Raw genomic sequence first — 26392 nt, 5'->3', positions numbered from 1 at the left:
TTTGATCCAGATCAAAAATAGCGTCTGTTTGACGCAAGCATTTTGCTTTATCTACCCGACGGAATATGGTTTTTAACGCGGCCAAAGACAACGGGAGAGGTGCGACTGATTCACACCTTTTCGCCAGAGAAGCAAAGATCAGACGATCAGGACAGAAAATGAAGAATGCTTTGATGCTTTCGGGGTTGATGACAGCCCTCTCCAGCCTTCCCGCAATGGCTCAGGAGCTTGAGATTATTGGTAAGCCGGTTGATGGCGGCCTTGGGTTCCAGCCCGCGGCCACCAGCCTGGCCTCGGGGATTCAGCGGCTGGATGATATGATTCTGGTGATCATCACCGCGATCTGTTTGTTTGTTGCGGGTCTGCTGATCTACTGCATCATTCGCTACAATTCGCGTAACAACCCTGAACCGGCGCGATTCTCGCACTACACCCCGGTTGAGATTGCCTGGACCCTTGGCCCGATCCTGATTCTGGTCTTCATCGGTGCCTTCTCGCTGCCAGTTCTGTTCAATCAGCAGGAAATTCCCGAAGGCGACATCACCATCAAAGTCGTTGGGAACCAGTGGTACTGGACCTACGAATACGTTGATCACGATTTCGCCTTCGACAGTTATCTGCTGGGCCATCCTGCCACATTGGATGAAGGCGCACGCCCGGCTGATGCGGATGTGACCCCGTTTGTTCTGAACGACGCGATGCGTGCCAAGCTGGCGGATGCGGGCTACAGCGATGACGAATGGCTGCTGGCCACCGATACCGCAGTTGTGGTTCCGGTTGGCAAAGTCATCGTCATGCAGGTTACCGCTTCGGACGTGATCCACTCGTGGACCATCCCGTCCTTCGGCGTGAAGCAGGACGGTGTTCCGGGTCGACTGGCCGAACTGTGGTTCGAGGCCGAAAAGGAAGGCATCTATTTCGGTCAATGTTCCGAACTGTGCGGCAAGGATCACGCTTATATGCCGATCACCGTCAAAGTGGTCAGCGAAGAGGCGTATGAGCAGTGGCTGCAAGGCGCACTGGAAGAGTATGCAGGTCAGCCCGCAGCCTATCAGGTTGCATTCAAGTAATGACCCGCGCGGGCTGAAAAGCTCGCGCCAAAGGTAATGCAGGCTGCGCTGTATCCGCGCAGCTTTCGCCCCAGAAGGACCGGAAATGAGCGACGCAAGCATCAATGCCAGCACAGTAGGCGCCCAATCCCACGCGGATGAGGCCAGCTTTGGCGATTTCTTTGCCTTGCTGAAGCCGCGTGTGATGTCGCTGGTCGTGTTCACCGCTTTGGTCGGCCTTCTTGCGGCACCGGTCCCTGTTCATCCATTCGTCGGCTTTTGCGCCATCCTGTTCATCGCCATTGGCGGTGGCGCATCCGGCGCTTTGAACATGTGGTGGGACGCCGATATCGACCGCGTGATGAAGCGTACCAAAGGCCGCCCGATCCCCTCTGGCAAGGTCCAGGAGGGTGAGGCGATGGCAATCGGGCTGGCCCTGTCGGGGCTGTCCGTTATTATGCTGGGTCTGGCAACCAACTGGTTTGCTGGCGCTTTCCTGGCCTTCACGATCTTTTTCTACGTTGTCGTCTATACGATGTGGCTGAAACGCTCGACGCCGCAAAACATCGTGATCGGCGGCGCGGCAGGGGCATTCCCGCCGGTCATCGGCTGGGTTGCCGCAACGGGGTCTATGTCCATCGAGCCGTGGCTGATGTTTGCCCTGACTTTCATGTGGACCCCGCCGCATTTCTGGGCTCTGGCGCTGTTCATGCGCTCGGATTACGACGATGCGGGTGTTCCGATGCTGACCGTCACACATGGTCGTCGCGCCACGCGCTGGCACATTCTGGTATATACCGGGCTGCTGGCCATGCTGGCTGTTGGAACCGCATTCTCGGGTATTGGCGGTCCGATCTACCTGACCGTCGCTGTGGTGTTGAACGCGCTGTTCCTGCGCGGAGCGTGGCAGATTTCGCGCCGGAACGAGGAAGACTCCGAGGCCGACAATTTCAAGGTCGAACGCGCGTTCTTCAAGCTGTCGCTGCTGTATCTGTTCCTGCATTTCGGTGCTATCTTGGTCGAAGCGCTGCTGAAGCCCTATGGGCTGGGAGGTTGGTCATGAGCCTGCGCAAGAGCCACGAACTTCACCAACGCCGGTTCAGCCGTAACCTTGGGGTCGGCCTGACGCTGGCCGCCTTTATCGTGATCATATTCGGTCTGACGGTCGTAAAGGTTTCAGGCACTGATTTCAGCTTGGCGACGCAAGAGGTACAGAACTGATGGCGCTGACAGGTCCTCAGAAAACTGTTGCGCAGACAGTTGGCGTGGTTGTCCTGATGGGCAGCCTGGCCTGGGCATCTGTTCCGTTTTACGACTGGTTCTGCCGTGTCACCGGTTTTGGTGGCACCACCGGTGTGGCCGCGACTGCACCCGAAGACATTCTGGATCGCAAGGTGACCATCCGCTTTGACGCCTCGAAGGCGAAAGGCATGGCATGGGAATTCAAGCCGGTCGAGCGCGAGATGGAAGTGCGTATTGGCGAAACCGGACTGGCCTTTTACGAAGCCTACAACCCGACCGACCGCCCCATTGCCGGGCAGGCGTCCTATAACGTGACACCGTATTCGGCCGGCGGGTACTTTCAGAAAATTGCCTGTTTCTGCTTTGAAGAGCAGGTGCTGCAACCCGGTGAACGTGTTGAGATGCCGGTCACCTTTTTCGTCGACCCTGAAATGGTCGAGGATCTTGAAGCTAAGTATGTTCATACGATCACACTGTCGTATACATTCTACGAAATTGACCTGCCCGAGGGCGTTGCCGCCCTTGAGACGCAGGCTGATATAACAACGAACTAACGCCTGTAGGTGAGGGACGCTGATGGCACACGCAAAAAACCATGATTATCACATTCTGGCCCCGTCGATCTGGCCTCTGATCGGCGCGATCGGCGGCTTTGTGATGCTGTTCGGAGCCGTCCTGTGGATGCACGGGGTTACCTCGTGGATGTTCTGGGCCGGTCTGGTAGCCGTTCTTTACACCATGTTCGCATGGTGGTCCGAGGTTGTGGTCGAAAGCCGCCAGGGCGATCACACGCCAGTTGTCCGCATTGGCCTGCGCTATGGCTTCATCCTGTTCGTTATGTCCGAGGTGATGTTCTTCTTTGCCTGGTTCTGGTCGTTCTTCAAACATCGCATGTACCCGATGTACGATTATGCCGGTACCGAGTACATCCAGCCTGACATTCATGCGGTTGACCCGTTCCACCTGCCGCTGATCAACACTCTGGTCCTGCTGCTGTCGGGCTGTGCAATCACCTGGGCGCACCACGCGCTGGTACACGGCAATGATCGCAAGGCGCTGGTGCAGGGCTTGGCCATCGGTATCGCTCTGGGCGTCGCATTCACCGGTCTGCAGGCCTTTGAATACTATGAGCTGCTGGCGCATGAAGGCTGGAAATTCGGCGGTGATCAGTTCTATTCGAACTTCTTTATGGCAACCGGCTTTCACGGTTTCCACGTGCTTATCGGTACCATCTTCCTGTCAGTGTGCTTAATCCGGGCGCTTAAGGGTGACTTCACACCTGAGAAACACGTCGGGTTTGAGGCGGCTGCCTGGTACTGGCACTTCGTTGACGTTGTCTGGCTGTTCCTGTTCTTCGCAGTATACATCTGGGGCCAAGCGCCGTTGATGTAGCGCCAGACGGGCGAACAAATTGCAAAAGCCGCCCTTTTGGGGCGGCTTTTTCTCTATTTGGGACGCAAGATTGCGCCCCATACAATTGCAAGGTTGCCTTTCTGCGGCTGCAGCCCTTAACAAGACGCCGGCTCTTGTAGAGCCTTCGAACAACACAACCTGGTCCTGACATGCGCCGCATTCTCTTTCTGATGATCTTTGGTATTGCCGGTCTGGCGATTCTTGTGTCGCTGGGTGTCTGGCAAATGCAGCGGTTGGCGTGGAAACAAGGCGTTTTAGCAGAAATCGAAAATCGGATTTCAGCCGATCCGGTTGATTTGCCTGACACCGTGTCGCCTGATGCTGATAAGTATCTACCGGTCACGATTGCGGGCGAGGTCGAGCCGGGCGAGATCCACGTTCTTGTCTCGGTCAAACAGGTTGGGGCGGGCTATCGCATCATCCAGTCTTTTAGCACAAATGACCGGATAATTCTTGTGGACCGGGGCTTTGTTCCTGTGACCGCGAAGCACGATCAAAGGCTGAATGGACCGATGGAGATCACTGGAAATCTGCACTGGCCGGACGAAATTGACGGCTACACGCCTGAGCCGGATATTGAGGACAATATATGGTTTGCCCGCGATGTACCGAACCTGGCCGCCGCACTTGGGGCTGAGCCTGTTCTGCTAATCGCGCGGTCGCAAACCGACCCCAACATCACACCCTTGCCTGTTTCGGTGACGGGTATCCCGAATGATCACTTGCAATATGCAATAACATGGTTTGGCCTGGCTTTGGTCTGGGCCGCGATGACCGGATATTTTCTGTGGCGCAGCCGCGCCCCTTCTGAGAGTGACGCGACATGAAATACATCTCGACCCGCGGGCAGGCGCCCGAACTGACGTTTGAAGAGGCGATGCTGACCGGATTGGCTCGTGACGGTGGTCTGTACCTGCCTGCCGAGATCCCGGTGATGACGCAGGATGAGATCGCGGCACTGGCCGGACTGCCCTTTGAGGAAATCGCGTTCCGGGTGATGTGGCCCTATGTCAGCGGATCTTTCGGTGAGAGTGAGTTCAAAGAGATCATCGGCCGCGCCTACGAAGGCTTCGGCCATGACGCCCGCGCACCATTGAAGCAGTTGAACGAAAACCACTTCCTGTTGGAGCTGTTCCACGGGCCGACCTTGGCCTTCAAAGACTTCGCCATGCAGCTGATCGGTCAACTGTTTCAGGTGGCGCTGAAGCGCCGTGGCGACCGTGTGACCATCGTTGGCGCGACCAGCGGTGACACCGGATCGGCTGCGATTGAAGCGTTCCGGGGGCTCGACGCCGTGGACGTGTTCATCCTGTTCCCGCATGGCCGAGTTTCGGAAGTGCAGCGTCGGCAGATGACGACACCCGCGGACCGCAACGTGCATGCGTTGGCCGTGGACGGCGATTTTGACGATTGTCAGGCCGCGCTAAAGGACATGTTCAACGATTTCGACTTCCGCGACGGCGTGAAGCTGGCTGGCGTGAATTCGATCAACTTTGCCCGTGTTCTGGCGCAGATCGTCTACTACTTCTCCGCTGCTGTCAGCCTCGGCGCACCACATCGCAAAGTCAGCTTTACGGTGCCGACCGGCAATTTCGGTGACATCTTCGCGGGCTACCTTGCCAAGCGCATGGGCCTGCCAATTGATCGTCTGGTTGTCGCAACCAACCAGAACGACATTCTGCACCGTTGCCTGTCGGGCGAGGGGTACTTCAAGGGCGACACCATCCCCTCAATCAGCCCGTCGATGGACATTCAGGTCAGTTCGAACTTTGAGCGTGCGCTCTACTATGCGTACGGTGAAGATGGCGGCGCTGTCGCGCAGTTGATGGATGAATTGAAGACCGGCGGCTTTAACGTCAGTCAGGGCGCGATGGAAGCGCTGCGCGAGAGCTTTGACTCGGGCCGAGTCTCAGAGGATGAAACGCTGGCGACAATCAAGTCCACTCTGACCCATAGTGCGGAACTGGTGTGCCCGCATACCGCCGTGGGCATCAAGGTTGCGGAAGAACATCGCTCGACCGACGTTCCGATGATCACGCTGGCCACCGCGCACCCCGCAAAATTCCCAGCAGCGGTCGAGAAGGCAAGCGGCACGCATCCGCCTCTTCCATCCCGCATGTCTGATCTGTATGAACGTCCGGAACGGGTGACCAGCATTGCCAACGATCTGGGCACTCTCGAGGATCATATCAGAAGGCATATCGCTGAGTGACTGTCAGACAAGACCAACTGAAGAACGGATTTCGTATCGTCAGTGAACATATGCCGGGGTTGCAATCGGCTGCCATCGGCATCTGGGTGACCGCCGGTGGGCGGCACGAGCGGATTGAACAGAACGGTATTGCGCATTTCCTTGAGCATATGGCTTTCAAGGGAACCAAGCGTCGTTCAGCTTTGCAAATCGCCGAGGCGATTGAGGACGTGGGCGGGTATATCAACGCCTACACGTCGCGCGAGGTGACGGCTTATTACGCGCGTGTTCTCAAAGACGATGTGGCGCTGGCGATGGATGTCATCGGTGACATCGTTCTGAACCCGATCTTCGACCCGCGTGAGATCGAAGTTGAACGCGGTGTGATCCTACAGGAAATCGGTCAGGCCTATGACACACCCGACGATGTGATCTTTGATTGGTTGCAAGAGCAGAGCTATCACGATCAACCGCTGGGTCGAACCATTCTGGGTCCGACCGAACGTGTCAGCGCGTTTTCGCGCGAAGATTTGTCCGGGTTTGTGGCAGAACACTATGGACCCGAACAGATGATCCTGTCTGCTGCTGGTGCCGTTGATCACGATGCGCTGATGAAAACCGCTGAGGCGTTGTTTGGCCATCTTAAACCGTGCAAGGGGCTGATCCCGGAAACCGCCCGTTTCACTGGCGGCGAAGCGCGGCAGGAGAAAGAGCTGGAGCAGGCGCATTTCGCGCTGGCGCTGGAAAGCCCCGGCTATCGCGACGATGCGATCTATACCGCACAGATTTATTCGACGGCGCTTGGCGGAGGCATGTCCTCTCGCTTGTTCCAGGAAGTGCGCGAAACACGCGGGTTGTGCTACACGATCTTTGCGCAGACCGGAGCTTATGCCGATACCGGCACGACGACGATCTACGCCGGAACGTCGGCGGATCAGGTCGCAGAGCTGGCCAGCATAACGATTGATGAGATGAAGCGCGCCGCCGAAGACATGAGCGCCGAAGAGGTTGCCCGCGCCCGCGCGCAGATGAAAGCCGGTATGCTGATGGGGCTGGAAAGCCCGTCGAACCGGGCGGAACGTCTGGCGCGTCTGGTGCAGATCTGGGACCGGGTTCCCTCGCTTGAGGATGCCGTGGCCAAGATCGACGCCGTCAGCACCGAAGATGTGCGTGCCTTCGCCGAGCAGATGGCAGTGCAGGCCCCTGCTGCGCTGGCGCTTTACGGTCCTGTCTCGGGCGCACCCACGCTGGCGCAATTGCAGGAGAGGCGTGCGGCGTGATGCTGTTGGGCAGACGCAAGCTGAAACTTGAAACCGAGCGCCTGAGCTTGCGCCCGCCCGCGCATTCCGACTTTAACGACTGGGCGGCGCTGAGGCGCGCGTCGCAGCAATACCTGACCCCGTGGGAGCCGATCTGGGCCAAGGATCATCTGAGCCGCAAGTCCTTTACCAACAGGGTTTATTGGGCGCAGCGCTCCGTGGCCGGTGGGACGGCGATCCCACTGTTTTTGTTCCGTCGCACGGATGATGTACTTCTGGGCGCCATCACGCTGGACAATGTCCGTCGCGGCCCGGCGCAGGCAGGAACCTTGGGATATTGGACGGGCCAGTCTTTTGCCCGTCAGGGTTACATGCGCGAGGCCATCGGTGCGATCGTTCATCACGCCTTTACCCGACTGGACCTCAGCCGGATCGAGGCCGCTTGCTTGCCCGAGAACAAACCGTCACGTGGCTTGCTGGAAAGTTCGGGATTTAAATACGAGGGCGTGGCGCAGTCGTATCTGCAGATCAACGGGCGGTGGCGGACGCATGTGCTGTATGCCAGCCTAAGGTCGGACCGGCGCGGGAAGACGGACGCAGGGTAGGACGATGGTGCGGCTCAAAAAGCCAGTGATCTGGATCAGCGATGCAATGGTGGGCACTGCGGCGTTGAAAGGATTTCATTCTGATCGTTGGGATAATGATCTGAAGTTCACAGCGGACGCAAACACCCGAAATGTCCGAGGAGATCCGCTTACAGCGGATTTCTTCCCTTCGGAGGTATTTGCCGATTACAAAGACAAAAAAGAGAAGAAACAACCAGACTTCTTTATGGCTGCGGGTGCATGGACCGTGTCCGCCGTGTGTGCGGCTGTCCTTCGCGAATTCGATCTCGGTGATGGCAACCTTTATCCTGTGAAGTTGTTTCAGCATGATCGCACCACGCCGGTGGAAGGCGAGTACTTCTGTCTGAACTTCGGCGCACAAAAGACTGGCGTGCTGACAGAGCAATCTCCGCGCATAACAAAGCCTTACCCAAACTATGCTATCTGGCAGCCGCCTGGGGCTATGCAAGACAAGGATATTGCGGTCAGCGCTTCGGCCCTGGATGGTCCTGACATCTGGATAGACACACAAATGCGCCACGCCTTTTTTGTGAGTGATCCGTTGGCACAAGCGTTGCGTGCGGCGAAAGTCTCGCGCCCGTTCAAGCTGCGGAAGTGCATCGTTCTCTGAATTGCTCCTAGAAAATGCCAAGTCCGTGAATTCACTCACGCGATATCTGCAGGCGTGACTTACCCGTGTTCTGCGCTACACTCCGGACATGCGCTGGATTGTTGCGGTATTGATGGTGATCTCGGGTGAGGCTTCGGCACAGGAACGGCGGCCGAGCCATTGCATTGCCATCGCGGATGCCGCACCGGGGATTGAGTATATTCACAAAGCAGCTTGGCAGGACCCGGTGCCCGAGTTCTCGGTTCGGATCAGCTATATCGCTCACGCGTCGTTTATGATCCAGACGCAGGGCGGGTTGAACGCGGTAACGGACTTCACCGGTTTCATCGGCAGCGCGGATCTGATCCCGGACGTGGTGACGATGAACCATGCCCACGGCACCCATTGGACCGCCCATCCGGATCCTGCCATCCCGAATGTGTTGCCGGGGTGGGGCGAGTTCGGGCAGGGGATCGAACACTATCTTGATCTGGGAGAGATGCTGATACGCAATGTATCAACCGATATCCGATCCTCTTATGGCGGTGTGGAAGAGCGCGGAAATTCAATCTTTGTGTTTGAGGTTGAAGGGTTGTGCATAGGCCATCTGGGTCACCTGCATCATGTGCCGTCGGATGAACAATTTGCCGCCCTGGGGCGTTTGGATGTTGTGATGGCTGCGGTGGATGGTGGAACGACGATGCCGCTGCCGGAAATGATCACGGTATTGAAGCGGCTGAAAAGCTCTGTCATCATTCCAATGCACTGGTTTTCCAGTTTCTCACTGGACCGTTTTCTGGTCGATATCCGCAACGACTTCCCCGTTGAGCGCAAAGGTGTGTCTGAGATCACCGTGTCTCTGCGTACGTTACCTGATCGCCCGACGGTCGTGGTGCTTGAGCCGCAATACCTCATCGAACTGGAATAAGGCTTGTCGGGGCGTCACGACTTGGGCAAGGAAAGGGTATGAAACTAAACCCTGCCGATGACAATTTTGCCCAATCAATCCGCACTGCGGTGGGCGATGATATTCTGCACCCTGTCGAGGAACGATACCTGGAAGAGCCGCGCCGCAGGTTCGCAGGCCATGTCGGCGTTTTGGCGCTGCCGAAGTCGGTAGAACAGGTTTCGACGCTCGTTCGGCTCGCCTCGGATGCTTCGGTTCCCGTCGTGCCTTACGGCGGCGGCACCGGATTGGTCGGCGGGCAGGTGATGACCGACGGCCCGGCCCCGTTGCTTATTTCACTGGAGCGGATGTCAGCCATCCGGGCGGTTTATCCGACCGAGAACATTCTTATCGCCGAGGCCGGTGCCATTCTGGCCGATGTTCAGGCTGCTGCGGAAGAAGCTGATCGATTGTTCCCGTTGGCATTGGCGGCGCAAGGGTCTTGCCGGATAGGTGGAAATCTTGCGACGAATGCGGGTGGCGTCAATGTATTGCGCTACGGCAATGCACGTGACCTGTGTCTTGGGTTGGAAGCAGTTCTTCCAAATGGTGAAATCTGGCACGGCCTCAGCCGATTGCGCAAGGACAACACTGGGTACGATCTGCGCAACCTTCTGATCGGGGCGGAAGGCACGCTGGGGATCATCACAGCTGCGTCGTTGAAGCTGTACCCGCGTCCGGCCGAGACCGGCACCGCGATGTTCCAGGTGGCCTCTCCGGATGCTGCCATTGAATTGCTGGCGCTGGCACGCGATCAGGTGGGCGAGGGGGTCAGCACCTTTGAGCTGATCCACAAGCAGGGCCTGCAATTCTTGTCCGAGGTTTTGCCCGATATCCGCCAGCCCTTTGACGTCCAGCCTGAATGGATGGTGCTTATTGAATTGGGTCTTTCTGGCGGTGCGTCACCGTCAGACGCGCTGATGGCGCTGTTCGAAACAGCGGAGGCGAGCGGGCTTGTAGGTGATGCAGTCATAGCCCAAAGCGAAGCGCAACGAATGGAGCTTTGGGCCGTACGTGAGCATATTCCCGAAGCCAACCGGTTGATCGGTTCGGTCTCGAGCCATGACATCTCGGTCCCGATCTCGCAAATCCCCGAATTCATCCTGCGAGGGTCCGAAATTGTACGCAGGTTGGGGGATTTCCGGATTAACTGTTTTGGGCATTTGGGTGACGGCAACCTTCACTACAACGTGTTCCCGCCGCAGGGGCATAGCCGTTCAGAGTATGACGCACAGCGGCAAACGGTAAAGCGCTTGGTGCATGATTTGGTGCATGAGTTCGGTGGTTCGATTAGCGCAGAACACGGCATAGGGCGTTTGAAAACGGATGATCTATGTCGCTATGGCGATCCGGTAAAGCTGTCGGCGATGCGCTCGATCAAGGCCGCGCTTGATCCAAAAGGAATCATGAATCCGGGTGCCGTTCTAAGGGCTTAGGCGCGGCCCATTTAGTACAGGCCGCGCGCTGGATTCACGATGCGGGCAGGATGACTTTGTCAATCACGTGGATGACACCGTTCGATGTCTCGATGTCTGCCTGAACAACGTTCGCGTCGTTGACCATTACGCCGTTATCAAGGTCAATCGTGACTTCACCGCCTTGTACGGTTGCGGCTGTCATGTCATCGGACAGATCGCCTGACATCACTTTGCCGGGCACCACGTGGTAGGTCAGGATGGCAACCAGTTGATCCTTGTTCTCGGGCTTCAGAAGGGTTTCAACTGTGCCTTCGGGCAGAGCGGCAAAGGCGTCATCAGTGGGGGCAAAGACGGTGAAAGGCCCTTCACCTTTCAGCGTATCGACAAGCTCTGCGGCCTGAACGGCTGCCACGAGAGTTTCAAAGCTGCCTGCGCCGACGGCGGTGTCGACAATATCCTTGGAGTGACCATCTGCATAAGCGGCCGTTCCTACGAGAAAGCTTGCGACACCGGCAATTGCGAGTTTGCGAAACATGGTATGATATCCCTTGTTGGAATGCCCTTGGTGGCATCGATTTGAATACGGGGCGGCATCAAAGGGAGATCACTGAATTTGTCGATAAGTTCGGGTTGATCCAAAGAAAAACCGCGCTAAGCCAGCGCGGTTTCAGATTTCCACTCACGATCTTGTGAATGCGCAGCCTGTCAAAGACCTTCGAATTCGCACAGGACGTGGACGTCCATGCCCATATCCTCCAAAGCCTTGCGCCCACCCAATTCGGGCAAGTCGATAATGAACGAGCATGAGACGATCTCGCCGCCCAGTCGTTCGATCAGTTTGATTCCGGCAGCTGCGGTGCCGCCTGTTGCCAGCAGATCATCGACCACGAGGATTTTTTCACCCGGTTGGATGGCGTCGTCGTGGATTTCGACAATCGCCTCGCCGTATTCAAGCTTGTAGTCTTGACTGATCGTGGTTCCCGGCAGCTTGCCCTTTTTGCGGATGGGCACGAATCCGACGCTTAGCTGGTGCGCGATTGCGCCGCCTAGGATAAAGCCACGCGCCTCGAGGCCAACGACCTTGTCGATGCGCTCACCGGCATAGGGGTGCAGCATTTGATCGATCGCCATGCGGAAACCGCGCGGATCCGCGAACAGGGTCGTGACGTCCCGGAACATGATCCCTTCATGTGGGAAATCCACGATGGTCCGAATGTAATCTTTGACCGACTTGTTTCTGGACATGGCCATCCCCTCTGGCGTCAAAACACGCTGGGCTGTTTGGCCCATTGGTGTGAGTCATGCAAGGAAAGATTGCCGCCCCAGGCGTGCGGCGTTTCGACTGACGGTGGTCGCGATACAGTGCATCGACCGGCCGCGTCAGATATGGTTTGTGCCCCTTGCCTTGATCTTTTGAAAAAATCGCCTGAGCGACATGAAGGTTCGTTGCCATAACCTTCTTTTGTTGTTAGGTGCTCGTGAATTACAAACTATATGCGACGTATATACAAAGCCTATCTTGCAGGCCTGGGATATTGATGGGAATGGGACGCGTGGGAACGAAAGACGGCAAGGTTTCAACTAAGAAAAACAGTCAGTTGGTCCTGCGGCTGGACAAGGATGAACGGGACGAGTTTGTTCAGCTATGCAAAGAGTTGGACACGTCGGCCGCGCGAGAAATCCGGCGGTTCATTCGCGGTTTCATGAAGGAACACGCTGAGAGCTGAGCCCTCAGGCCGGGCGGCGCAGAACAGCGGTGGCCACTCCCATCCCGATTAATGCCAGCCCTCCGAACCGGGTCATTGCGGTGACGACGCCCGAACGGCCGATCATCTGGCGCAGGTGGTCCGCCAAAAGGGCGTATGCCAGCGAATTCAGCCATGCCAGCCCCACAAAGGTTGCGATCAGGATAGCAAATTGCGGTCCGAGCGGGTCAGCCGGGCGCAGAAACTGAGGAACGAAAGCGATAAAAAACGCGATAGATTTCGGGTTCAACGCGGTGACGGCGGCAGCATGGCCAAAAACGCTGTGTGCGGTGACATTGCGCCCGGTGTCCACAGTCTCAAGCCCGCCTGATGGCGCGCTGCGCAACAGTTTGATCCCCAGCCAGACCAAATAGGCGGCACCGACCCATTTGAGGGCCGTGAATAGGGCAGCCGAGGCCAGGACCAGCGCACCAAGCCCCAAAAGAGAGGCCGTCATAGCCACCAGATCTCCAACAGCTACACCCGTCGCCGAGGCGACAGCCACGCTGCGCCCCTTGGATAGGGCATAGCTGAGCACCAGCAAGACCGTCGGGCCTGGGATCAATAGTAAGGCGGTAGATGCAGCGACAAAGGCGAGCCAAAGGTCAAGGGACATCGGAAATCCTGTGAATACGTTTCCCGCAGCAAGCCCGGACCAGCGCGCAAGGTCAAGCCCTGCGTGGTTGCGTTGTCAGACGCATCAGCGCCTCAAGCGGGCCGCGTTTGAATTTGCGGGACCACAATAGGGCAAAGATCGAGGACGCGGCGCAGAACGCAACAGCGTAACCCGCGATCTGCGGGGCGTTCAGTGACCCGTTCAGCAACCCGGCCTCCTCCAGTATGCCCATGCCGATCAGGATGTGCACCACATAGAGCGTCAGGCTCTGCCGACCGGGCGCGGTCAGGGCTGGGCCGATGCGCAACTTTTCGATCTTGGGCCACAGCTTCAACAGCAATCCGATCACCACGCAAGCCGAGCCGGTTCCGGCAATAATGTAGAACGGTCCCGGTGGGATGGACGCGGTTCCCAGATAGATCACCAGATCAGGGTCCGAGGCCAACATTTGCGGAAACAGGGCAAATATGGCAGCTCCGAACCCCCACATAATCAGCCTGTGTTGAATGCAGATCGTGTGCAGTTCGGATCGTCCAATAGCCATTCCGATCAACAGGAACGCCGCCCAGGGAAGGACCGGGTGCCAGCCGTTGAAAAACAGGTTACGCAAAAAACCGGGCAGGGTCCAAAGGTCGGTGTATGTCAGCGTTTCCCAGTCCCAGCCAAGGTCGTAGTTGAAAATCATGACAGCGAGGACAGCCAGCGCCACCACCCCAACTGAACCCAACCACAATGCACGGGTTGGTGCCGTCAGGAAAGCAGCGCCAACAACGAAGTACACGGCGTAGAAATGCAGGATATCGGCGTCAAATACGGTCATGTTGATCAGACCGAGAGCGAACAGAAACACCGCGCGCCGCAGCAGCACCGACGCTGAAACAGAGGATATCCCAATTCCGATGCCGGCCAGGATGACGAACAAAGCGGCCGCGCGGCCTTCAAGCAAATCGATCAGGGTCGAGGCCCAGTCATTGCCGGGGGCGACCTGAGCGGCAATGCGGAAATTCACCAGAACCATTCCGCAAAACGCCAGAAACCGGGCTGCGTCCAATGCCTCAAGTCGCTTCATGCTATCCCTCTGTTTCGCCAGTGTTTTGACGGTGCCGTGCGAACCACAGATCGGTGCAGTACAGGCGATTTTTCAAGATGAAGGGCAAAAAAGAACCGGGGCTGTGCAACGCGGCAACAAGTTTTAAGATTGGATTAAGTGTAACCCGCGCGGCTTGAAACGGTTCCTTGGGCCACCGACCTTGGAGCGGACGCAACACTTCGGAGAGGCCGATGGTTCAAACAGATCAAACACGCGCGAACGCGGCACCTGAAACCAGCCACTCGCGGCTTGCCCACCTAAAGGGCGCGCTGATCCTTTTGGTTCCGGTCCTCGCGGTGATCTATGCGGGCATCGTGGGGTACATGTATGTGAACCAGCAATCGCTGTTGTTCAAACCGGACGGAGAATTACCAGCGCCCAACACGGTAGGGTTGGCTGATGTGGAGTCCGTTTCCTTCACAATGTCCGATGGCGTTACGCTGACCGCGTGGTCCGCCCCGCCCGCGACCGATGATGCGCCGACAGTTTTGTTCTTTCATGGCCAATCGGGCAACCTGGGCGACCGGTCCGATCGGATGAGAGAGATCCTCAACAGTGGCTTCGGCCTGCTGGCCCCCAGCTACCGTGGATATCCGGGCAGCGAGGGCGAACCGTCCGAGATGGCGCTAATTTCCGACGGCATCCAGATGTATGACCAGCTGGATCGCCAAGGTGCGGACGTTGTGTTGCACGGCCAAAGTCTTGGAACAGCCGTTGCGACCGCCGTAGCTGAACAGCGCCCAAATGCACAGCTGCTGGTGCTTGAGGCACCCTTTACAGCCACGGTGGACGTCGCGGAGGAAAGATATCCCTGGCTACCGGTGCATGCCCTGATGCGGGATCAGTTCGCGACCCGTGATTTGATCGGGAACGTCACCGTTCCGACTTTGATATTCCACGGGACCGAGGATGAAACGGTTCCACTGCATCACGGCGAAGCTTTGGCCGCGATGGCCGGGGAGACGGCGCAGATTTATGTCATCCCGGACGGCACACACAACGACCTCTGGTCGCACGGATTGTGGGATCAGGTTCAACAGTCTTTGCCAGCCAACTAAAGTTGCCGGTCAGAGAACCCGACCAGCAACAGCATCCAATTTTGCCAACACGGTGGGATCACGTTTCTCCGGTGCGGTCAGGATGGCATATTCCAGTGCCCGGTCGCAGCCATGAGGGCAGGGCGCGCGGTCAGCGCCCAGCAGATCGGGCAGACCTTTGACAAGCGCACGGCCTTTCTCGGCATTGCCGGTTAGTGTGGCGATGATGGCGGTGACGTCCACCTCGCCGTGATCCGGGTGCCAGCTATCGTAATCGGTGACCATGGCGATCGAGGCATAGCAAAGCTCGGCCTCGCGGGCGAGTTTGGCCTCGGGCATGTTGGTCATGCCGATTACGTCGCAGCCCCAGTGTTCGCGGTACACCTTGGATTCCGCCAATGTCGAGAATTGCGGCCCCTCCATCGCCAGATAGGTGCCGCCGCGATGGATGGTTATCCCTGCCGCTCGACCGGCAGTCTCACACGCGTCCGACAGGCGCGGGCAGGTGGGGTGTGCAACGCTGACATGGGCCACGCAGCCGGTGCCAAAAAAGCTCTTCTCGCGCGCGAATGTCCGGTCGATGAACTGATCGACGATCACGAAATCACCCGGCGCCATGTGCTCGCGGAACGACCCGCAGGCCGACACCGAGATCACATCCGTCACGCCCAGTCGCTTCAGCGCATCGATATTGGCGCGGTAAGGCACTTCAGTAGGGGAATGCACGTGGCCGCGCCCGTGACGAGGAAGAAAGGCCATCTCAACGCCATTCAGCGATCCGGTCAGGATCTGGTCCGAAGGATCACCCCATGGGGTTTCGACCGTAACCCATTTCGCTTTTTCCAAACCGTCGATGTCGTAAATACCTGATCCGCCGATGATCGCGATTTTGGTCTGGGTCATGGCTGCTCTCCGTGAAAAACTGTTGTAAGAGTTCTGCGTGGCAGCCGCGGGTTTGGCAAGTGGCTTCAAGGGTTTGTGTAACTTGCTTGCTAGCTATGCGGTTTACGCATATCAGGGTCCCGCTGGGTGCAGTATCTAATGTCAGGTATGACAGGTAAAAGGCATCTTTCGCGCGAACAAACAACCCCACAGGACGTCTCATGCCCCGAGCCATGCTGGCAAGCTTTGCCAATCGTATAGCCAAACCCGATCTCCGCTGGATGCCGGATGAGGGGCTGACCGTCTCGCGCCTGCGGATTGAGCTGTTGTCGGGCCTGACGGTTGCGCTGGCGCTGGTCCCCGAGGCGGTAGCATTTGCCTTTGTCGCAGGTGTGCACCCGTTGGTCGGACTGTATGCCGCGTTCATGGTGGGCTTGATTACAGCGCTGATCGGTGGTCGGCCGGGCATGATCTCCGGCGCAACCGGCGCTCTGGCTGTTGTGATGGTGGCGTTGGTGGCTGAACACGGGGTGGAATACCTGTTCGCCACGGTGGTTCTGATGGGTATTTTGCAGGTCATTGCAGGCGCGATGCATTGGGGTCGGTTCATCCGACTGGTGCCGCATCCGGTGATGCTGGGGTTTGTGAATGGTCTGGCCATCGTGATTTTTCTGGCCCAGATGGGGCAGTTCAAGGTTCCGGGCACCATGGAAAACACCGGCCACGGTCTAAGCGGTGGTGAATGGTTGTCGGGCCTGCAGCTTTACACGATGTTGGGTCTGGTTGCCCTGACGATGGCCGTGATCTGGGTCATGCCGCGTATCACGCGTATCGTGCCCGCACCATTGGCCGGGATTGTTGTTGTGGCTGCGCTGGTGATTGGGTTCGGACTTGATGTGCCGCGCGTTGGTGATCTGGCCTCAATTGAGGGCGGCCTGCCGGCGTTTCACATCCCGATGGTGCCGCTGAACTGGGAAACCTTTGAGATCATCTTGCCTTACGCTGTCATTCTGGCCGCCATCGGCTTGATTGAATCCCTGCTGACCCTGAACCTCGTTGGTGAAATCACCGGCAAGCGCGGAGGGGCCTCGCAAGAATGCATTGCGCAGGGTGTGTCCAATGTAGCGACTGGATTCTTCGGCGGTATGGGCGGTTGTGCGATGATCGGTCAGTCGATGATCAACGTAAAATCCGGCGGCCGTACCCGCATCGCCGGGATTGCTGCGGCCCTGTTCCTGCTGGTGTTCATCCTGTTCGCCTCACCGCTGATTGAGCAGATTCCGCTGGCCGCGCTGGTTGGTGTGATGTTCATGGTGGTGATCGGGACCTTTGCATGGAACTCGTTCAAAATCATGCGCAAGGTGCCCCTGATGGATGCGTTCGTCATTGTTCTGGTGACTGTTGTGACCGTGATGGAAGACCTTGCGGTTGCCGTGGTTGTCGGTGTGATTGTCTCGGCGCTGGCCTATGCCTGGAACAATGCTAAACGCATTCACGCAGTCACGCGGGACTCGGCCACGGAAGAGGGCGCAAAAGTCTATGAGATTCAGGGGCCTTTGTTCTTTGGTTCGTCCGACGGATTCATTGAACTGTTTGATATTCAGAACGACCCTGACACTGTAATCGTGGACTTTGCCGAAAGCCGCGTCGTGGATCAATCCGCGCTGCAAGCCATCGAAAACATCGCTGGAAAATACGAGGCTGCGGGCAAGCGCGTCATGCTGCGCCACCTCAGCCGGGATTGCCACAAACTGCTGAACAAGGCCGGCCACCTTATGGTCGATAGCGACGATGACCCGGACTACGAACTGGCCGTCGATTACTCGGTCCGCACGGGTGTGCTGGGCGGGCATTGATTGCAAAAGGCGGCCACTTCGGCCGCCTTTTACTTTGGAGCAATTCGTTCCAATTCTTCAATATTACCAGACAGAAGCGCCTCTTCGGCTTTGGCGATCTTTTCGGCGGGCCAATCCCACCAGTTCAATGCTAAAAGCCGGCCGATGGTGTCCTTTTCGAACCGGAACCGCCGCACTTCGGCAGGGTTTCCGGTGATGATCGCATAGGGCGGTACGTTTCCGCGAACAACAGACCCGGCACCAATAATTGCCCCCGAACCGATCTGCGCACCGGGTAGGATCATTGCGCCATAGCCAATCCAGACATCGTGGCCGATGAGAGTGTCGCGCGTGTCCGGCTGAAACCCGGTCATTCCGTCCGGGTCAAACACTGGAAACGGAAAGCACGTCAATCCATCCATTGAATGATTGGCCGATGATGTGATGAAACGTACGCCATGGGCGATCTGACAGAACTTCCCCAGCACCAGCTTTTCTTGCGAAAACGGAAACAGGTAGGGGGCAAGTCGTTGCGCCCAATCGTCTGACGGCTCAAAATCCGATGCGTAGCTGTATTCTCCGGCCTGAAACCTGGGATGGTCAATCGCTTCAGACAGGAAAACTGTGCCCTTGTGATCAGAGCCATCAGGGAGCGTGATCGGGTATCTGCGTAAGGGGTCAGGAAGCGGCATTAGTCATCCGGTCGTGAAAGGCTGAACAGCTCGGTGACCACTGAATAGTCCCGGTACCCAAGCCTTGCCAGCGGTTGGAATGTTGTGACGTCGAACATGCCGTCTTTCAGGCAATCGTCGCGCAGATGTACGCCGGTTACTTCTCCGAACACCACCCGATTGGCCTCGCCCGGAAGGGACACGATCTGGGTTAGTTTGCATTCCAGCGCTGCCGGAGCCCCATCGATCCGGGCGCATGGGATGGTTTCGCATTCCAAGGGTGTCAGGCCTGCATGGCCAAATTCGTCGACATGTTTCGGCAAGCCTGCTGAGCTGGCATTCATTGCGTCGCGATGTGCGTGGGCCACGACGTTTACACAAAACACCCCCGTTGCCTTGATATTGGCAAGGCTGTCTTTCGTGCCGTCTTGATCGTGTTTGGTTCCCGTTGAAGCAAACATCACCTGCGGCGGGGTGTAAGCAACGCCGTTGAAAAACGAATACGGAGCCAGATTGTTGATCCCATCTGTGTCACGCGTGGAAATCCAGCCGATCGGTCGTGGCGTGATAATGGCGTTGAACGGATTGTGCGGCAGGTCGTGGCCGTCTTCGGGGCGATAGAACATAAGATCTCCAAGCGTTTGCCCAAGGCGTACCGAAGTGCTAGGGCGATTGCCAGCTAGGAAAAGAGGGCAGGGTGCAGCAGTTCGTGATCAGGCCGGAGGAGCCGGATGATTGGTGGGAGGTCGAGGCACTTTACGACCTGTGCTTTGCGCCGGGGCGTGAGGCGCTGTCCTCGTATCGTCTGCGCGATGATGTTCCGCCGGTGTCGGGTCTTTCCCTTGTTGCGCGCGACGGGCAGGGCATTCTGGCCGGGGCGATCCGTTTCTGGCCCGTGCATGTGGGCGATCACGACGCTTTATTGCTGGGTCCCGTGGCCGTGCACCCGACCCATCAAGGCGAAGGTCTGGGGGGATTCCTGATCCATCAGGGGCTTGAGGCCGGTCGCGAAATAGGCTGGCAAAGGGCGATGTTGGTGGGCGATGCGCCTTATTATGCGCGTTTCGGTTTCACACGACTTTCCGGTGTGGAAATGCCGCCCCCAACAAACCCTGACCGGGTTTTAGGCGCGGAATTGAGCCCTGGTGAATGGTTGAATGTGCGTGGCCCGGTCACACGCTGGACCCGCTGAGCTATTGAAACCCTGCCATTAAGCCCCGATGTTTAACGTCAGGAGGGCTTATATGCAGGACGTGCTTCTAGTCGAAAAGCTGGATACCGATGCCGAATTGGATCGGTTGGCCAAGTATTACAGAACCGCCGGAGGTCCCGGCGTTAAACTGTTGAACAGTTTGGGAGGTTCGGCAGAATCCTTGCTGGAACAACTGCCTGCATCTGTGCGGCAGGGGCTGACAGGGGCCACGGAACAGGCGCTTTGGCTAGCGATGCACGCAGCCGAGGGGTCGCGCCGGGCCGTTCCGGATCAAAAGCCATGGGTGAACACGGCTGTCGCAACGGCGATGGGGGCGGCCGGTGGCTTGGGTGGCGTGTCGACTGCCCTGATGGAATTGCCTGCAACAACGGCCATGCTATTGCGTGCCATTCAGGGTGCGGCGTTCCGCGAAGGGTTCGATCCGTCCGAGGAAGGCGTCAAATTTGATTGCGTTCGGGTCCTGTCTGCAGCCGGACCACTGTCTTTTGACGATGGCGCAGATCTGGGCTTCTTTTCGGTCCGCCTGACGTTGACTGGCCCAGCGATGCAAAAGCTAATTTCAGCGGTAGCGCCGCGACTGTCCATTGTACTGGGCCAGAAGCTGGCGGCGCAATCGATACCAGTTCTGGGTGCGATCGCAGGTGGTGGTACGAACTACGTCTACACCCGGTACTATCAGCAGGTGGCCCGAGTTCACTTTGGGCTGCGGCGACTGGCAATCGATGCCGATATCCCGCATGAAGATCTGGTTCGGAAGCTGGCTGCCCGCGTTTGAAACCGGCCTAAATGCTTGGAAGAAACCGCACCATATGGTATTCTGACCCCAGCCGGCCGCTAAATGTATAAGAACCTCAAAGGTCGGCGATTGAGGATGAAAGCAGTTTGAAAGGTGGTGCGGCGTGATCGGTGCGAGGCAACCGACGTGTCTGCAGGGAAGCGAACAGCACCTGCGGCTTAAGCATCAATCGGCAGCGCTCTGCTATCGCATCAAACACGGAAAGCTCAGGGTTTTGCTGATCACAACGCGCAAATCCAAGCGCTGGATCATACCGAAGGGCTGGCTGATCGCGGATATGACACCGTCGCAAACCGCCAGACGAGAAGCTTGGGAAGAGGCTGGGGTTAAAGGCAATTGCGCAAACAAGCCCATGGGCCGTTTCTCATATTTGAAACCCCGCTCCAGTACGAACCCCGTATTGTGTCTGGTGGATGTCTTTCCCCTCTGTGTTACGTCCATTGCGCCTGAATTTCCTGAACGGGCCCAACGAAAGCGAAAATGGGTTTCGCCTAAAAAAGCGGCCTCTCTGGTGAAATCGCGGGAACTGTCCCTTTTGTTACGCCGTCTTGGCCCGATTCTACACTGACTCGCCTTTCGAAGGGCTTGATCTTGCCATGTCTGTCGGTATCTATTTGCCTACCGGAAAATGGACGGACCATGATTCAATATTCGCTGAAATGCAGCCGCGACCATACATTTGACAGTTGGTTTCAATCGGCCGCCGCTTACGACAAACTCGCCTCTGCAGGTATGGTGACCTGCGTTGTGTGTGGTGACGCGCAAGTAGATAAGGCTATCATGACCCCTCGCGTTCGTCCGGCCCGAAATGCCCAGACAACTGAACCACAAAGCAAACAGGTGGATGTCGCGACGCCGCCGGCAGATATCGAGAAGGTACTGGCCGATCTGCGCCGCAAGGTCGAGGAGAACTCGGACTACGTCGGCAAGGACTTTGCCAAAGAAGCGCGCAAGATCCACTTGGGTGATGCGCCCGAACGCGCGATTTATGGCGAGGCCAAGCCCGATGAGGCCAAAGCGCTGATCGAAGACGGCGTGCCAGTTTCGCCGTTGCCTTTCCTACCCACCCGTAAAACGAACTGACCCATGCATATCGTTATCACCGGGGCTAATCGCGGAATTGGGCAAGCTCTGGCAGATCGTTATCGCGCGCAGGGGCATGACGTAACCGGAACTGCGCGGGATTCCAGTGCGCAGCTTGTACTGGATGTGACTGATCCGAAACAGCAAGCCGCCATGGCACAAGGGCTTGCGGGTCGTCCGGTTGATCTGTTGATCTGCAACGCAGGGGTCTATTTGGACAAAGGCCACGGCATAGACGGCTATCCGGCCGACATGTGGGCGCAGAGTTTTGCGACCAACGTCACGGGCGTGTTTCTAACCGTGCAGGCGCTTTTGCCCAATCTTCAGGTAGCGCAAGGCAAAGTTGTGATCCTGTCGTCGCAGATGGCGTCGCATACGCGCGCGCCCGGTGGCAGCTATATCTATCGCGCGTCCAAAGCGGCGGCCCTGAATCTGGGGCGCAATCTGGCGACGGATCTGCGCGCGGATGGCGTCGCCGTGGGTATCTATCATCCGGGTTGGGTGCAGACGGATATGGGGGGCACTCAGGCTGCGATCACTGTTGATCAGGCTGCCGACGGGCTGCTTGACCGTTTTGGGGCATTGTCACTTGCCACAACCGGGTGTTTTGAAACCTGGGACGGTCAGCCGCACGCTTATTGACGTTTCAAAGCCGCCGTGGGGATTTCGTAAACTTCATCGGGGTCGATGAAGACCACTGTCAGGTCACCCCGTGTTTCGTGACTGATCCGGGCAGGTGAGCTGCTAGAGGTCGGTACGCCATCGGTGAAATAGATGCTGCGTACTTCGGCGCCGCCCAGCCCCACTGCCAAGGTCGTGGTCCCGTCGTCATGGTGTCGCAGTTCGGCGTGGCAGCTGCTTAGCGCCGCACCGGCCTTGGCACAGGGCACCGTGCCCAAAGCATTTTTGCCGTCGGTTGCTGCCAGTGTTGAAACCTGCGCAAGGGCGGATGAAGACAAAAGGGCGAGGGCTGCGGCAACGCGGAACATGGATAACCTCTGGGAATAATTTCGGGATGCAGGCTGACAGCCTCTGTGTCGGTTGTAAAGCGGTCAGATGCGGCCATCCGACCGGTTTTGAACTCTTGCCCTTGCGGCCCCCCTCGCATAAGACGCACGGGACCAGAAATCCAAGGCGCGGAGACACTTGCCCCCATGCCCTTACTCGTGATGAAATTTGGCGGCACTTCGGTGGCCAACCTTGACCGTATCCGCCGCGCAGCCAAGCGCATCGGCGTCGAAGTGGCGAAGGGCTATGACGTGATCGTCATCGTTTCAGCCATGTCCGGCAAGACAAACGAGCTTGTGGGCTGGGTCGATGAAACATCGCCGTTGTACGATGCGCGGGAATATGATGCGGTCGTGTCCTCGGGCGAGAATATCACCGCTGGCCTGATGGCGTTGACGTTGCAGGAAATGGATGTCCCGGCTCGCAGCTGGCAGGGCTGGCAGGTTCCGTTGATGACCACCAGCGCCCACAGCCAGGCCCGGATCGAAGAAATTCCGACCGATAACCTGAACCAGAAGTTTGGTGAGGGCATGAAGGTTGCCGTTGTCGCCGGGTTCCAGGGCATCAGCCCCGAAGGCCGTATCACGACCCTGGGCCGGGGTGGGTCGGACACGACCGCCGTGGCATTTGCTGCTGCCTTCGGTGCCGAGCGGTGTGACATCTACACGGACGTTGACGGTGTCTATACCACCGACCCGCGCATCTGCGAAAAGGCGCGCAAGCTGGACCGCATTTCGTTCGAGGAAATGCTGGAATTGGCCTCGCTGGGGGCAAAGGTGCTGCAGACCCGCTCAGTCGAATTGGCGATGCGCTACAAGGTAAAACTGCGCGTTCTTTCAAGCTTTGAGGAACAATCCGACGAGGCCGGTACGCTGGTCTGCGATGAGGAGGATATCATGGAATCCAATGTTGTGGCCGGTGTGGCCTATTCCCGCGACGAAGCCAAGATGACCGTTGTCTCGGTGGCTGACCGCCCGGGCATCGCGTCGATCATCTTTACCGCGCTCAGCGACGCGGGCGTGAATGTCGATATGATCGTGCAGAACATCTCGGACGAAGGGCGCACGGACATGACCTTTTCCTGCCCCACCGATCAGGTGGCCCGCGCCGAACAGGCATTGCTGGCAATCAAGGATGCGGGTGAGCTGAATTATGCCGAACTGGTCGCGGACCAGGATGTTTGCAAGGTCTCGGTCGTGGGGATCGGCATGCGCTCGCAGTCGGGCGTGGCGGCCAAGATGTTCAAGATACTCTCGGATGAGGGGATCAACATCAAGGTCATTACAACCTCCGAGATAAAAATTTCCGTCCTAGTCGACAGGAAATACATGGAACTTGCTGTTCAGGCACTGCATGATGCCTTTGAATTGGACAAGGCGGCCTGAGCATTTCAGCCAAAGGTCTCGCCTGATTCCGTAATTTGGGTGGGATATGGCGGAAGGCACCGAAACTGAATCCCGCAAGCTGCTGGGGCGGCTGCGCGAAGAGATGGCGAGCGAAGCCGCCGGTCAGGAACGTCTTGACCGGATCACGCATCTGATCGCGGATAGTATCCGGGCCGAGGTGTGCTCGATCTACCTGTTCCGGGATGCCGACACCCTTGAGCTTTGCGCGACTGAAGGGTTGTCGCCAGAGGCGGTTCACAAAACACGTATGCGGTTGGGTGAAGGGCTTGTTGGTCATGTCGCGCAATCCGGCAAGGTCGTGAATACTGCAGACGCGCCTTCGACCAAAGGGTTTCGGTACATGCCAGAAACCGGCGAAGAGAGGTTCTCGTCCTTCATCGGGGTGCCGATCCAGCGTTTGGGTGAAAAGCTGGGCGTACTGGTCGTGCAATCCCGTGATGCGCGCGTGTATTCAGCCGACGAGGTCTATGCTCTGGAAGTGGTCGCCATGGTTCTGGCCGAGATGACCGAGCTTGGTGCCTTTGTGGGCGAGGGCGCAGCGCTTTCACCCCGGCACCAGCAATCGGTGCAATTTGAGGGGGGACCAGCACAGGAAGGATCTGCCGAAGGGCATGTCTGGTTGCATGAGCCCCGTGTTGTCGTCACCAACCCGATTGCCGACGATCCCCACCGCGAACGTGAACGCCTGAACGAGGCCGTGGATGAGCTGCGCGTGGGCGTCGACAAGATGCTTGAGATTTCGCAAGGCGGTGACAAGGAACAATTGCAGGTTCTGGAAGCCTATCGCATGTTCGCCAATTCCAAAGGCTGGATGCGCCGGATGGAAGAGGACATTGCCCTAGGCCTTAGCGCCGAAGCGGCGGTTGAGAAAGAACAGTCGCAAGCGCGGGCGCGCATGGGGCAGGTTACCGACCCCTATCTGCGTGAACGGCTGGCAGATCTGGATGACCTCAGCAACCGGCTGCTGCGCATTCTGACCGGGCAGGGGGGCACCAACGGGGCCGACCTGCCACCGGATCCGATTCTGGTTGCCCGAAATATCGGACCTGGGGATCTGTTGGAATATGGTCGCTCGTTGAAAGGGATCGTTCTTGAGGAAGGCTCGGTCGGTAGCCACGCAACGATTGTGGCTCGCGCCCTGGCAATTCCACTGGTGGTTCACGTTGGGCACATCACGACCGAGGCGTTGAACGGAGATCATATTCTGGTTGATGGCGATCAGGGTATGGTCCAATTGCGTCCGGAAGATACGGTTGTCTCTGCGTTTCGCGATAAAATCGCAATGCAGGCCAAGGCGCAGGAACGCTATGCCTCGATCCGCGATACTCCGACAGTGACGCGCGATGGTGAACGGATCAATCTGGTTATGAACGCGGGCCTGATGGCGGATCTGCCGTCGTTGGGCAATTCCGGGGCCGAGGGTGTGGGCCTGTTCCGCACCGAGCTTCAGTTCCTGATCCGCAATCAGATGCCCAAGCGGTCCGAGCTTGTGACACAATATCAGCGCGTCATGGATGCTGCTGGCGACATGCGCGTGGTGTTCCGCACACTGGATATCGGGTCGGACAAAGTTCTGCCCTACATGAAGCACGTCGAAGAGCCCAACCCGGCTTTGGGCTGGCGCGCTATTCGCGTTGGTCTGGATAAGCGCGGAGTTATGCGGATGCAGTTGCAGGCGTTGATGCGTGCAGCCAATGGGCGGCCTTTGACAATCATGTTCCCGTTTGTGGCGCAGGCCGAAGAATACCGTGAGGCACGTTGGGAAGTGAACAAGACCATCGAACGCGAAAAGCGCCTTGGTCATGTGCTGCCAGAATCGATCGAAGTTGGCGCAATGCTGGAAACGCCGTCTCTCGCCTTTGCCCCACAGAAGTTCTTTGACGAGGTTGATTTCGTCTCGATCGGGGGCAACGACCTGAAACAGTTCTTTTTTGCCGCTGACCGCGAAAACGAGCTGGTTCGCCGACGCTATGATACGCTGAATGTCAGCTTCCTCTCCTTCATCGAACGGATTGTCGAACGCTGCAATATCTCGAACACGCCGTTGTCTTTCTGTGGCGAGGATGCCGGGCGACCGGTTGAGGCACTTTGTCTGGCAGCCATGGGTATTCGGACCTTGTCCATGCGCCCGGCGTCGATTGGCCCGGTCAAAAGCGTGCTGTTGCGCGCCGATTTGCAGTCACTGCGTAAGATCATCGCCGACGCCCGCCATCGTGGAGACCAATCGGTTCGATCCTCCGTAATGGAGTGGTTGCGGAATCAGGGTTGATTTTCCAG

30 protein-coding genes are annotated in these 26392 nt (G+C 57.7%); 22 read left to right on the top strand and 8 right to left on the bottom strand.

Annotated elements, in window-relative coordinates:
* Nucleotides 1–158: 158 nt before the first annotated feature.
* The 12 genes from coxB (at nucleotide 159) to AC2FID_RS20275 (ending at nucleotide 10751) form a co-directional block, all read left to right on the top strand.
* Complete coding sequence (gene coxB, locus AC2FID_RS20330) at nucleotides 159–1070, top strand: cytochrome c oxidase subunit II (RefSeq protein ID WP_058272310.1); 912 nt, start codon at nucleotides 159–161, stop codon at nucleotides 1068–1070.
* A gap of 85 nt (nucleotides 1071–1155) precedes the next feature.
* Entirely contained in the window at nucleotides 1156–2112 is a 957-nt protein-coding gene (cyoE, locus tag AC2FID_RS20325; RefSeq protein ID WP_496838439.1) for a heme o synthase, read from the top strand.
* The gene (locus AC2FID_RS20320; RefSeq protein ID WP_170561014.1) at nucleotides 2109–2270 is read left to right on the top strand and encodes a cytochrome c oxidase system small membrane protein; all 162 of its coding nucleotides are present in this window, start codon (nucleotides 2109–2111) and stop codon (nucleotides 2268–2270) included. The genes cyoE and AC2FID_RS20320 overlap by 4 nt, the downstream gene beginning before the upstream one ends.
* Nucleotides 2270–2845 (top strand): cytochrome c oxidase assembly protein, encoded by a 576-nt coding sequence (locus tag AC2FID_RS20315; protein WP_496838437.1) that lies wholly within the window; start codon nucleotides 2270–2272, stop codon nucleotides 2843–2845. Before AC2FID_RS20320 ends, AC2FID_RS20315 begins: the two co-directional genes overlap by 1 nt.
* 22 nt (nucleotides 2846–2867) lie before the next feature.
* The gene (locus tag AC2FID_RS20310; RefSeq protein ID WP_058272267.1) at nucleotides 2868–3683 is read left to right on the top strand and encodes a cytochrome c oxidase subunit 3; all 816 of its coding nucleotides are present in this window, start codon (nucleotides 2868–2870) and stop codon (nucleotides 3681–3683) included.
* 170 nt (nucleotides 3684–3853) lie between these two features.
* A complete protein-coding gene (locus tag AC2FID_RS20305) occupies nucleotides 3854–4531 on the top strand; it encodes an SURF1 family protein (RefSeq protein WP_496838435.1) in 678 nt (225 codons plus the stop codon).
* A complete protein-coding gene (gene thrC / locus AC2FID_RS20300; RefSeq protein ID WP_496707184.1) occupies nucleotides 4528–5916 on the top strand; it encodes a threonine synthase in 1389 nt (462 codons plus the stop codon). The genes AC2FID_RS20305 and thrC overlap by 4 nt, the downstream gene beginning before the upstream one ends.
* Nucleotides 5913–7175 carry a M16 family metallopeptidase gene (locus AC2FID_RS20295; RefSeq protein ID WP_113790541.1) on the top strand — a complete coding sequence of 421 codons (1263 nt, stop codon included), beginning with the start codon at nucleotides 5913–5915 and terminating at the stop codon, nucleotides 7173–7175. Before thrC ends, AC2FID_RS20295 begins: the two co-directional genes overlap by 4 nt.
* A complete protein-coding gene (locus AC2FID_RS20290; RefSeq protein WP_496707182.1) occupies nucleotides 7175–7759 on the top strand; it encodes a GNAT family N-acetyltransferase in 585 nt (194 codons plus the stop codon). The genes AC2FID_RS20295 and AC2FID_RS20290 overlap by 1 nt, the downstream gene beginning before the upstream one ends.
* A gap of 49 nt (nucleotides 7760–7808) precedes the next feature.
* The gene (locus tag AC2FID_RS20285; RefSeq protein WP_496838433.1) at nucleotides 7809–8390 is read left to right on the top strand and encodes a hypothetical protein; all 582 of its coding nucleotides are present in this window, start codon (nucleotides 7809–7811) and stop codon (nucleotides 8388–8390) included.
* 88 nt (nucleotides 8391–8478) lie between these two features.
* Nucleotides 8479–9297, top strand: coding sequence for an MBL fold metallo-hydrolase (locus AC2FID_RS20280; RefSeq protein ID WP_496757764.1), 819 nt, complete (start codon nucleotides 8479–8481; stop codon nucleotides 9295–9297).
* Nucleotides 9298–9335: 38 nt separating this feature from the next.
* Nucleotides 9336–10751: an FAD-binding oxidoreductase gene (locus AC2FID_RS20275; protein WP_496757766.1), complete on the top strand. Its 1416-nt coding sequence runs from the start codon at nucleotides 9336–9338 to the stop codon at nucleotides 10749–10751.
* Between the two features lie 34 nt (nucleotides 10752–10785).
* Here the strand turns inward: AC2FID_RS20275 and AC2FID_RS20270 are convergent, their stop codons facing one another.
* On the bottom strand, nucleotides 10786–11268 hold the full coding sequence (locus AC2FID_RS20270) for a fasciclin domain-containing protein (RefSeq protein WP_496757768.1): 483 nt from the start codon (nucleotides 11266–11268) through the stop codon (nucleotides 10786–10788).
* A gap of 170 nt (nucleotides 11269–11438) precedes the next feature.
* Nucleotides 11439–11978 (bottom strand): adenine phosphoribosyltransferase, encoded by a 540-nt coding sequence (locus tag AC2FID_RS20265; protein ID WP_058272309.1) that lies wholly within the window; start codon nucleotides 11976–11978, stop codon nucleotides 11439–11441.
* A gap of 299 nt (nucleotides 11979–12277) precedes the next feature.
* Between AC2FID_RS20265 and AC2FID_RS20260 the strand changes: the two genes are divergently transcribed.
* Nucleotides 12278–12460 carry a hypothetical protein gene (locus tag AC2FID_RS20260; RefSeq protein ID WP_496740575.1) on the top strand — a complete coding sequence of 61 codons (183 nt, stop codon included), beginning with the start codon at nucleotides 12278–12280 and terminating at the stop codon, nucleotides 12458–12460.
* Nucleotides 12461–12464: 4 nt separating this feature from the next.
* Here the strand turns inward: AC2FID_RS20260 and AC2FID_RS20255 are convergent, their stop codons facing one another.
* Nucleotides 12465–13094, bottom strand: a complete 630-nt coding sequence (locus AC2FID_RS20255; protein ID WP_282169121.1) for a LysE family translocator — start codon at nucleotides 13092–13094, stop codon at nucleotides 12465–12467.
* 52 nt (nucleotides 13095–13146) lie between these two features.
* Nucleotides 13147–14163: a DUF418 domain-containing protein gene (locus AC2FID_RS20250; RefSeq protein WP_282169122.1), complete on the bottom strand. Its 1017-nt coding sequence runs from the start codon at nucleotides 14161–14163 to the stop codon at nucleotides 13147–13149.
* Nucleotides 14164–14375: 212 nt separating this feature from the next.
* Here AC2FID_RS20250 and AC2FID_RS20245 point away from each other — a divergent pair, with 212 nt between their 5' ends.
* On the top strand, nucleotides 14376–15242 hold the full coding sequence (locus AC2FID_RS20245) for an alpha/beta hydrolase (protein ID WP_496838429.1): 867 nt from the start codon (nucleotides 14376–14378) through the stop codon (nucleotides 15240–15242).
* A gap of 9 nt (nucleotides 15243–15251) precedes the next feature.
* Here the strand turns inward: AC2FID_RS20245 and AC2FID_RS20240 are convergent, their stop codons facing one another.
* Entirely contained in the window at nucleotides 15252–16124 is an 873-nt protein-coding gene (locus AC2FID_RS20240; protein ID WP_496838428.1) for an S-methyl-5'-thioadenosine phosphorylase, read from the bottom strand.
* 200 nt (nucleotides 16125–16324) lie between these two features.
* Between AC2FID_RS20240 and AC2FID_RS20235 the strand changes: the two genes are divergently transcribed.
* The gene (locus tag AC2FID_RS20235; protein WP_472724206.1) at nucleotides 16325–17959 is read left to right on the top strand and encodes a SulP family inorganic anion transporter; all 1635 of its coding nucleotides are present in this window, start codon (nucleotides 16325–16327) and stop codon (nucleotides 17957–17959) included.
* 29 nt (nucleotides 17960–17988) lie between these two features.
* Here AC2FID_RS20235 and AC2FID_RS20230 read toward each other — a convergent pair whose 3' ends face one another.
* Complete coding sequence (locus AC2FID_RS20230) at nucleotides 17989–18630, bottom strand: CatB-related O-acetyltransferase (protein ID WP_496838426.1); 642 nt, start codon at nucleotides 18628–18630, stop codon at nucleotides 17989–17991.
* On the bottom strand, nucleotides 18630–19235 hold the full coding sequence (locus tag AC2FID_RS20225; protein WP_496838425.1) for a flavin reductase family protein: 606 nt from the start codon (nucleotides 19233–19235) through the stop codon (nucleotides 18630–18632). The genes AC2FID_RS20230 and AC2FID_RS20225 overlap by 1 nt, the downstream gene beginning before the upstream one ends.
* A 71-nt stretch (nucleotides 19236–19306) precedes the next feature.
* Between AC2FID_RS20225 and AC2FID_RS20220 the strand changes: the two genes are divergently transcribed.
* The 5 genes from AC2FID_RS20220 (at nucleotide 19307) to AC2FID_RS20200 (ending at nucleotide 22343) form a co-directional block, all read left to right on the top strand.
* On the top strand, nucleotides 19307–19801 hold the full coding sequence (locus tag AC2FID_RS20220; RefSeq protein WP_496838423.1) for a GNAT family N-acetyltransferase: 495 nt from the start codon (nucleotides 19307–19309) through the stop codon (nucleotides 19799–19801).
* Nucleotides 19802–19853: 52 nt separating this feature from the next.
* The gene (locus AC2FID_RS20215) at nucleotides 19854–20597 is read left to right on the top strand and encodes an EcsC family protein (protein ID WP_496838421.1); all 744 of its coding nucleotides are present in this window, start codon (nucleotides 19854–19856) and stop codon (nucleotides 20595–20597) included.
* Between the two features lie 124 nt (nucleotides 20598–20721).
* The gene (locus tag AC2FID_RS20210) at nucleotides 20722–21186 is read left to right on the top strand and encodes an NUDIX hydrolase (RefSeq protein WP_496838419.1); all 465 of its coding nucleotides are present in this window, start codon (nucleotides 20722–20724) and stop codon (nucleotides 21184–21186) included.
* Between the two features lie 71 nt (nucleotides 21187–21257).
* Entirely contained in the window at nucleotides 21258–21701 is a 444-nt protein-coding gene (locus AC2FID_RS20205) for a DUF1178 family protein (RefSeq protein WP_496838417.1), read from the top strand.
* Nucleotides 21702–21704: 3 nt separating this feature from the next.
* Nucleotides 21705–22343 (top strand): SDR family NAD(P)-dependent oxidoreductase, encoded by a 639-nt coding sequence (locus AC2FID_RS20200; RefSeq protein WP_496838415.1) that lies wholly within the window; start codon nucleotides 21705–21707, stop codon nucleotides 22341–22343.
* Here AC2FID_RS20200 and AC2FID_RS20195 read toward each other — a convergent pair.
* On the bottom strand, nucleotides 22337–22690 hold the full coding sequence (locus tag AC2FID_RS20195) for a hypothetical protein (RefSeq protein ID WP_496838413.1): 354 nt from the start codon (nucleotides 22688–22690) through the stop codon (nucleotides 22337–22339). The genes AC2FID_RS20200 and AC2FID_RS20195 overlap by 7 nt on opposite strands.
* 165 nt (nucleotides 22691–22855) lie before the next feature.
* On the opposite strand from AC2FID_RS20195, the gene AC2FID_RS20190 reads away from it, so the two are divergent.
* Together AC2FID_RS20190 and ptsP are read left to right on the top strand one after the other, a co-directional pair.
* Entirely contained in the window at nucleotides 22856–24094 is a 1239-nt protein-coding gene (locus AC2FID_RS20190; protein ID WP_058272246.1) for an aspartate kinase, read from the top strand.
* Nucleotides 24095–24140: 46 nt separating this feature from the next.
* Complete coding sequence (gene ptsP, locus AC2FID_RS20185) at nucleotides 24141–26384, top strand: phosphoenolpyruvate--protein phosphotransferase (protein WP_282120012.1); 2244 nt, start codon at nucleotides 24141–24143, stop codon at nucleotides 26382–26384.
* The last annotated feature ends 8 nt before the right edge of the window (nucleotides 26385–26392 follow it).

It is taken from the genome of Ruegeria sp. CDSC068, assembly GCF_059610545.1.
Note: the sequence above shows the minus strand (reverse complement) of the source record. Positions and strands in the feature narration are given on the sequence as shown.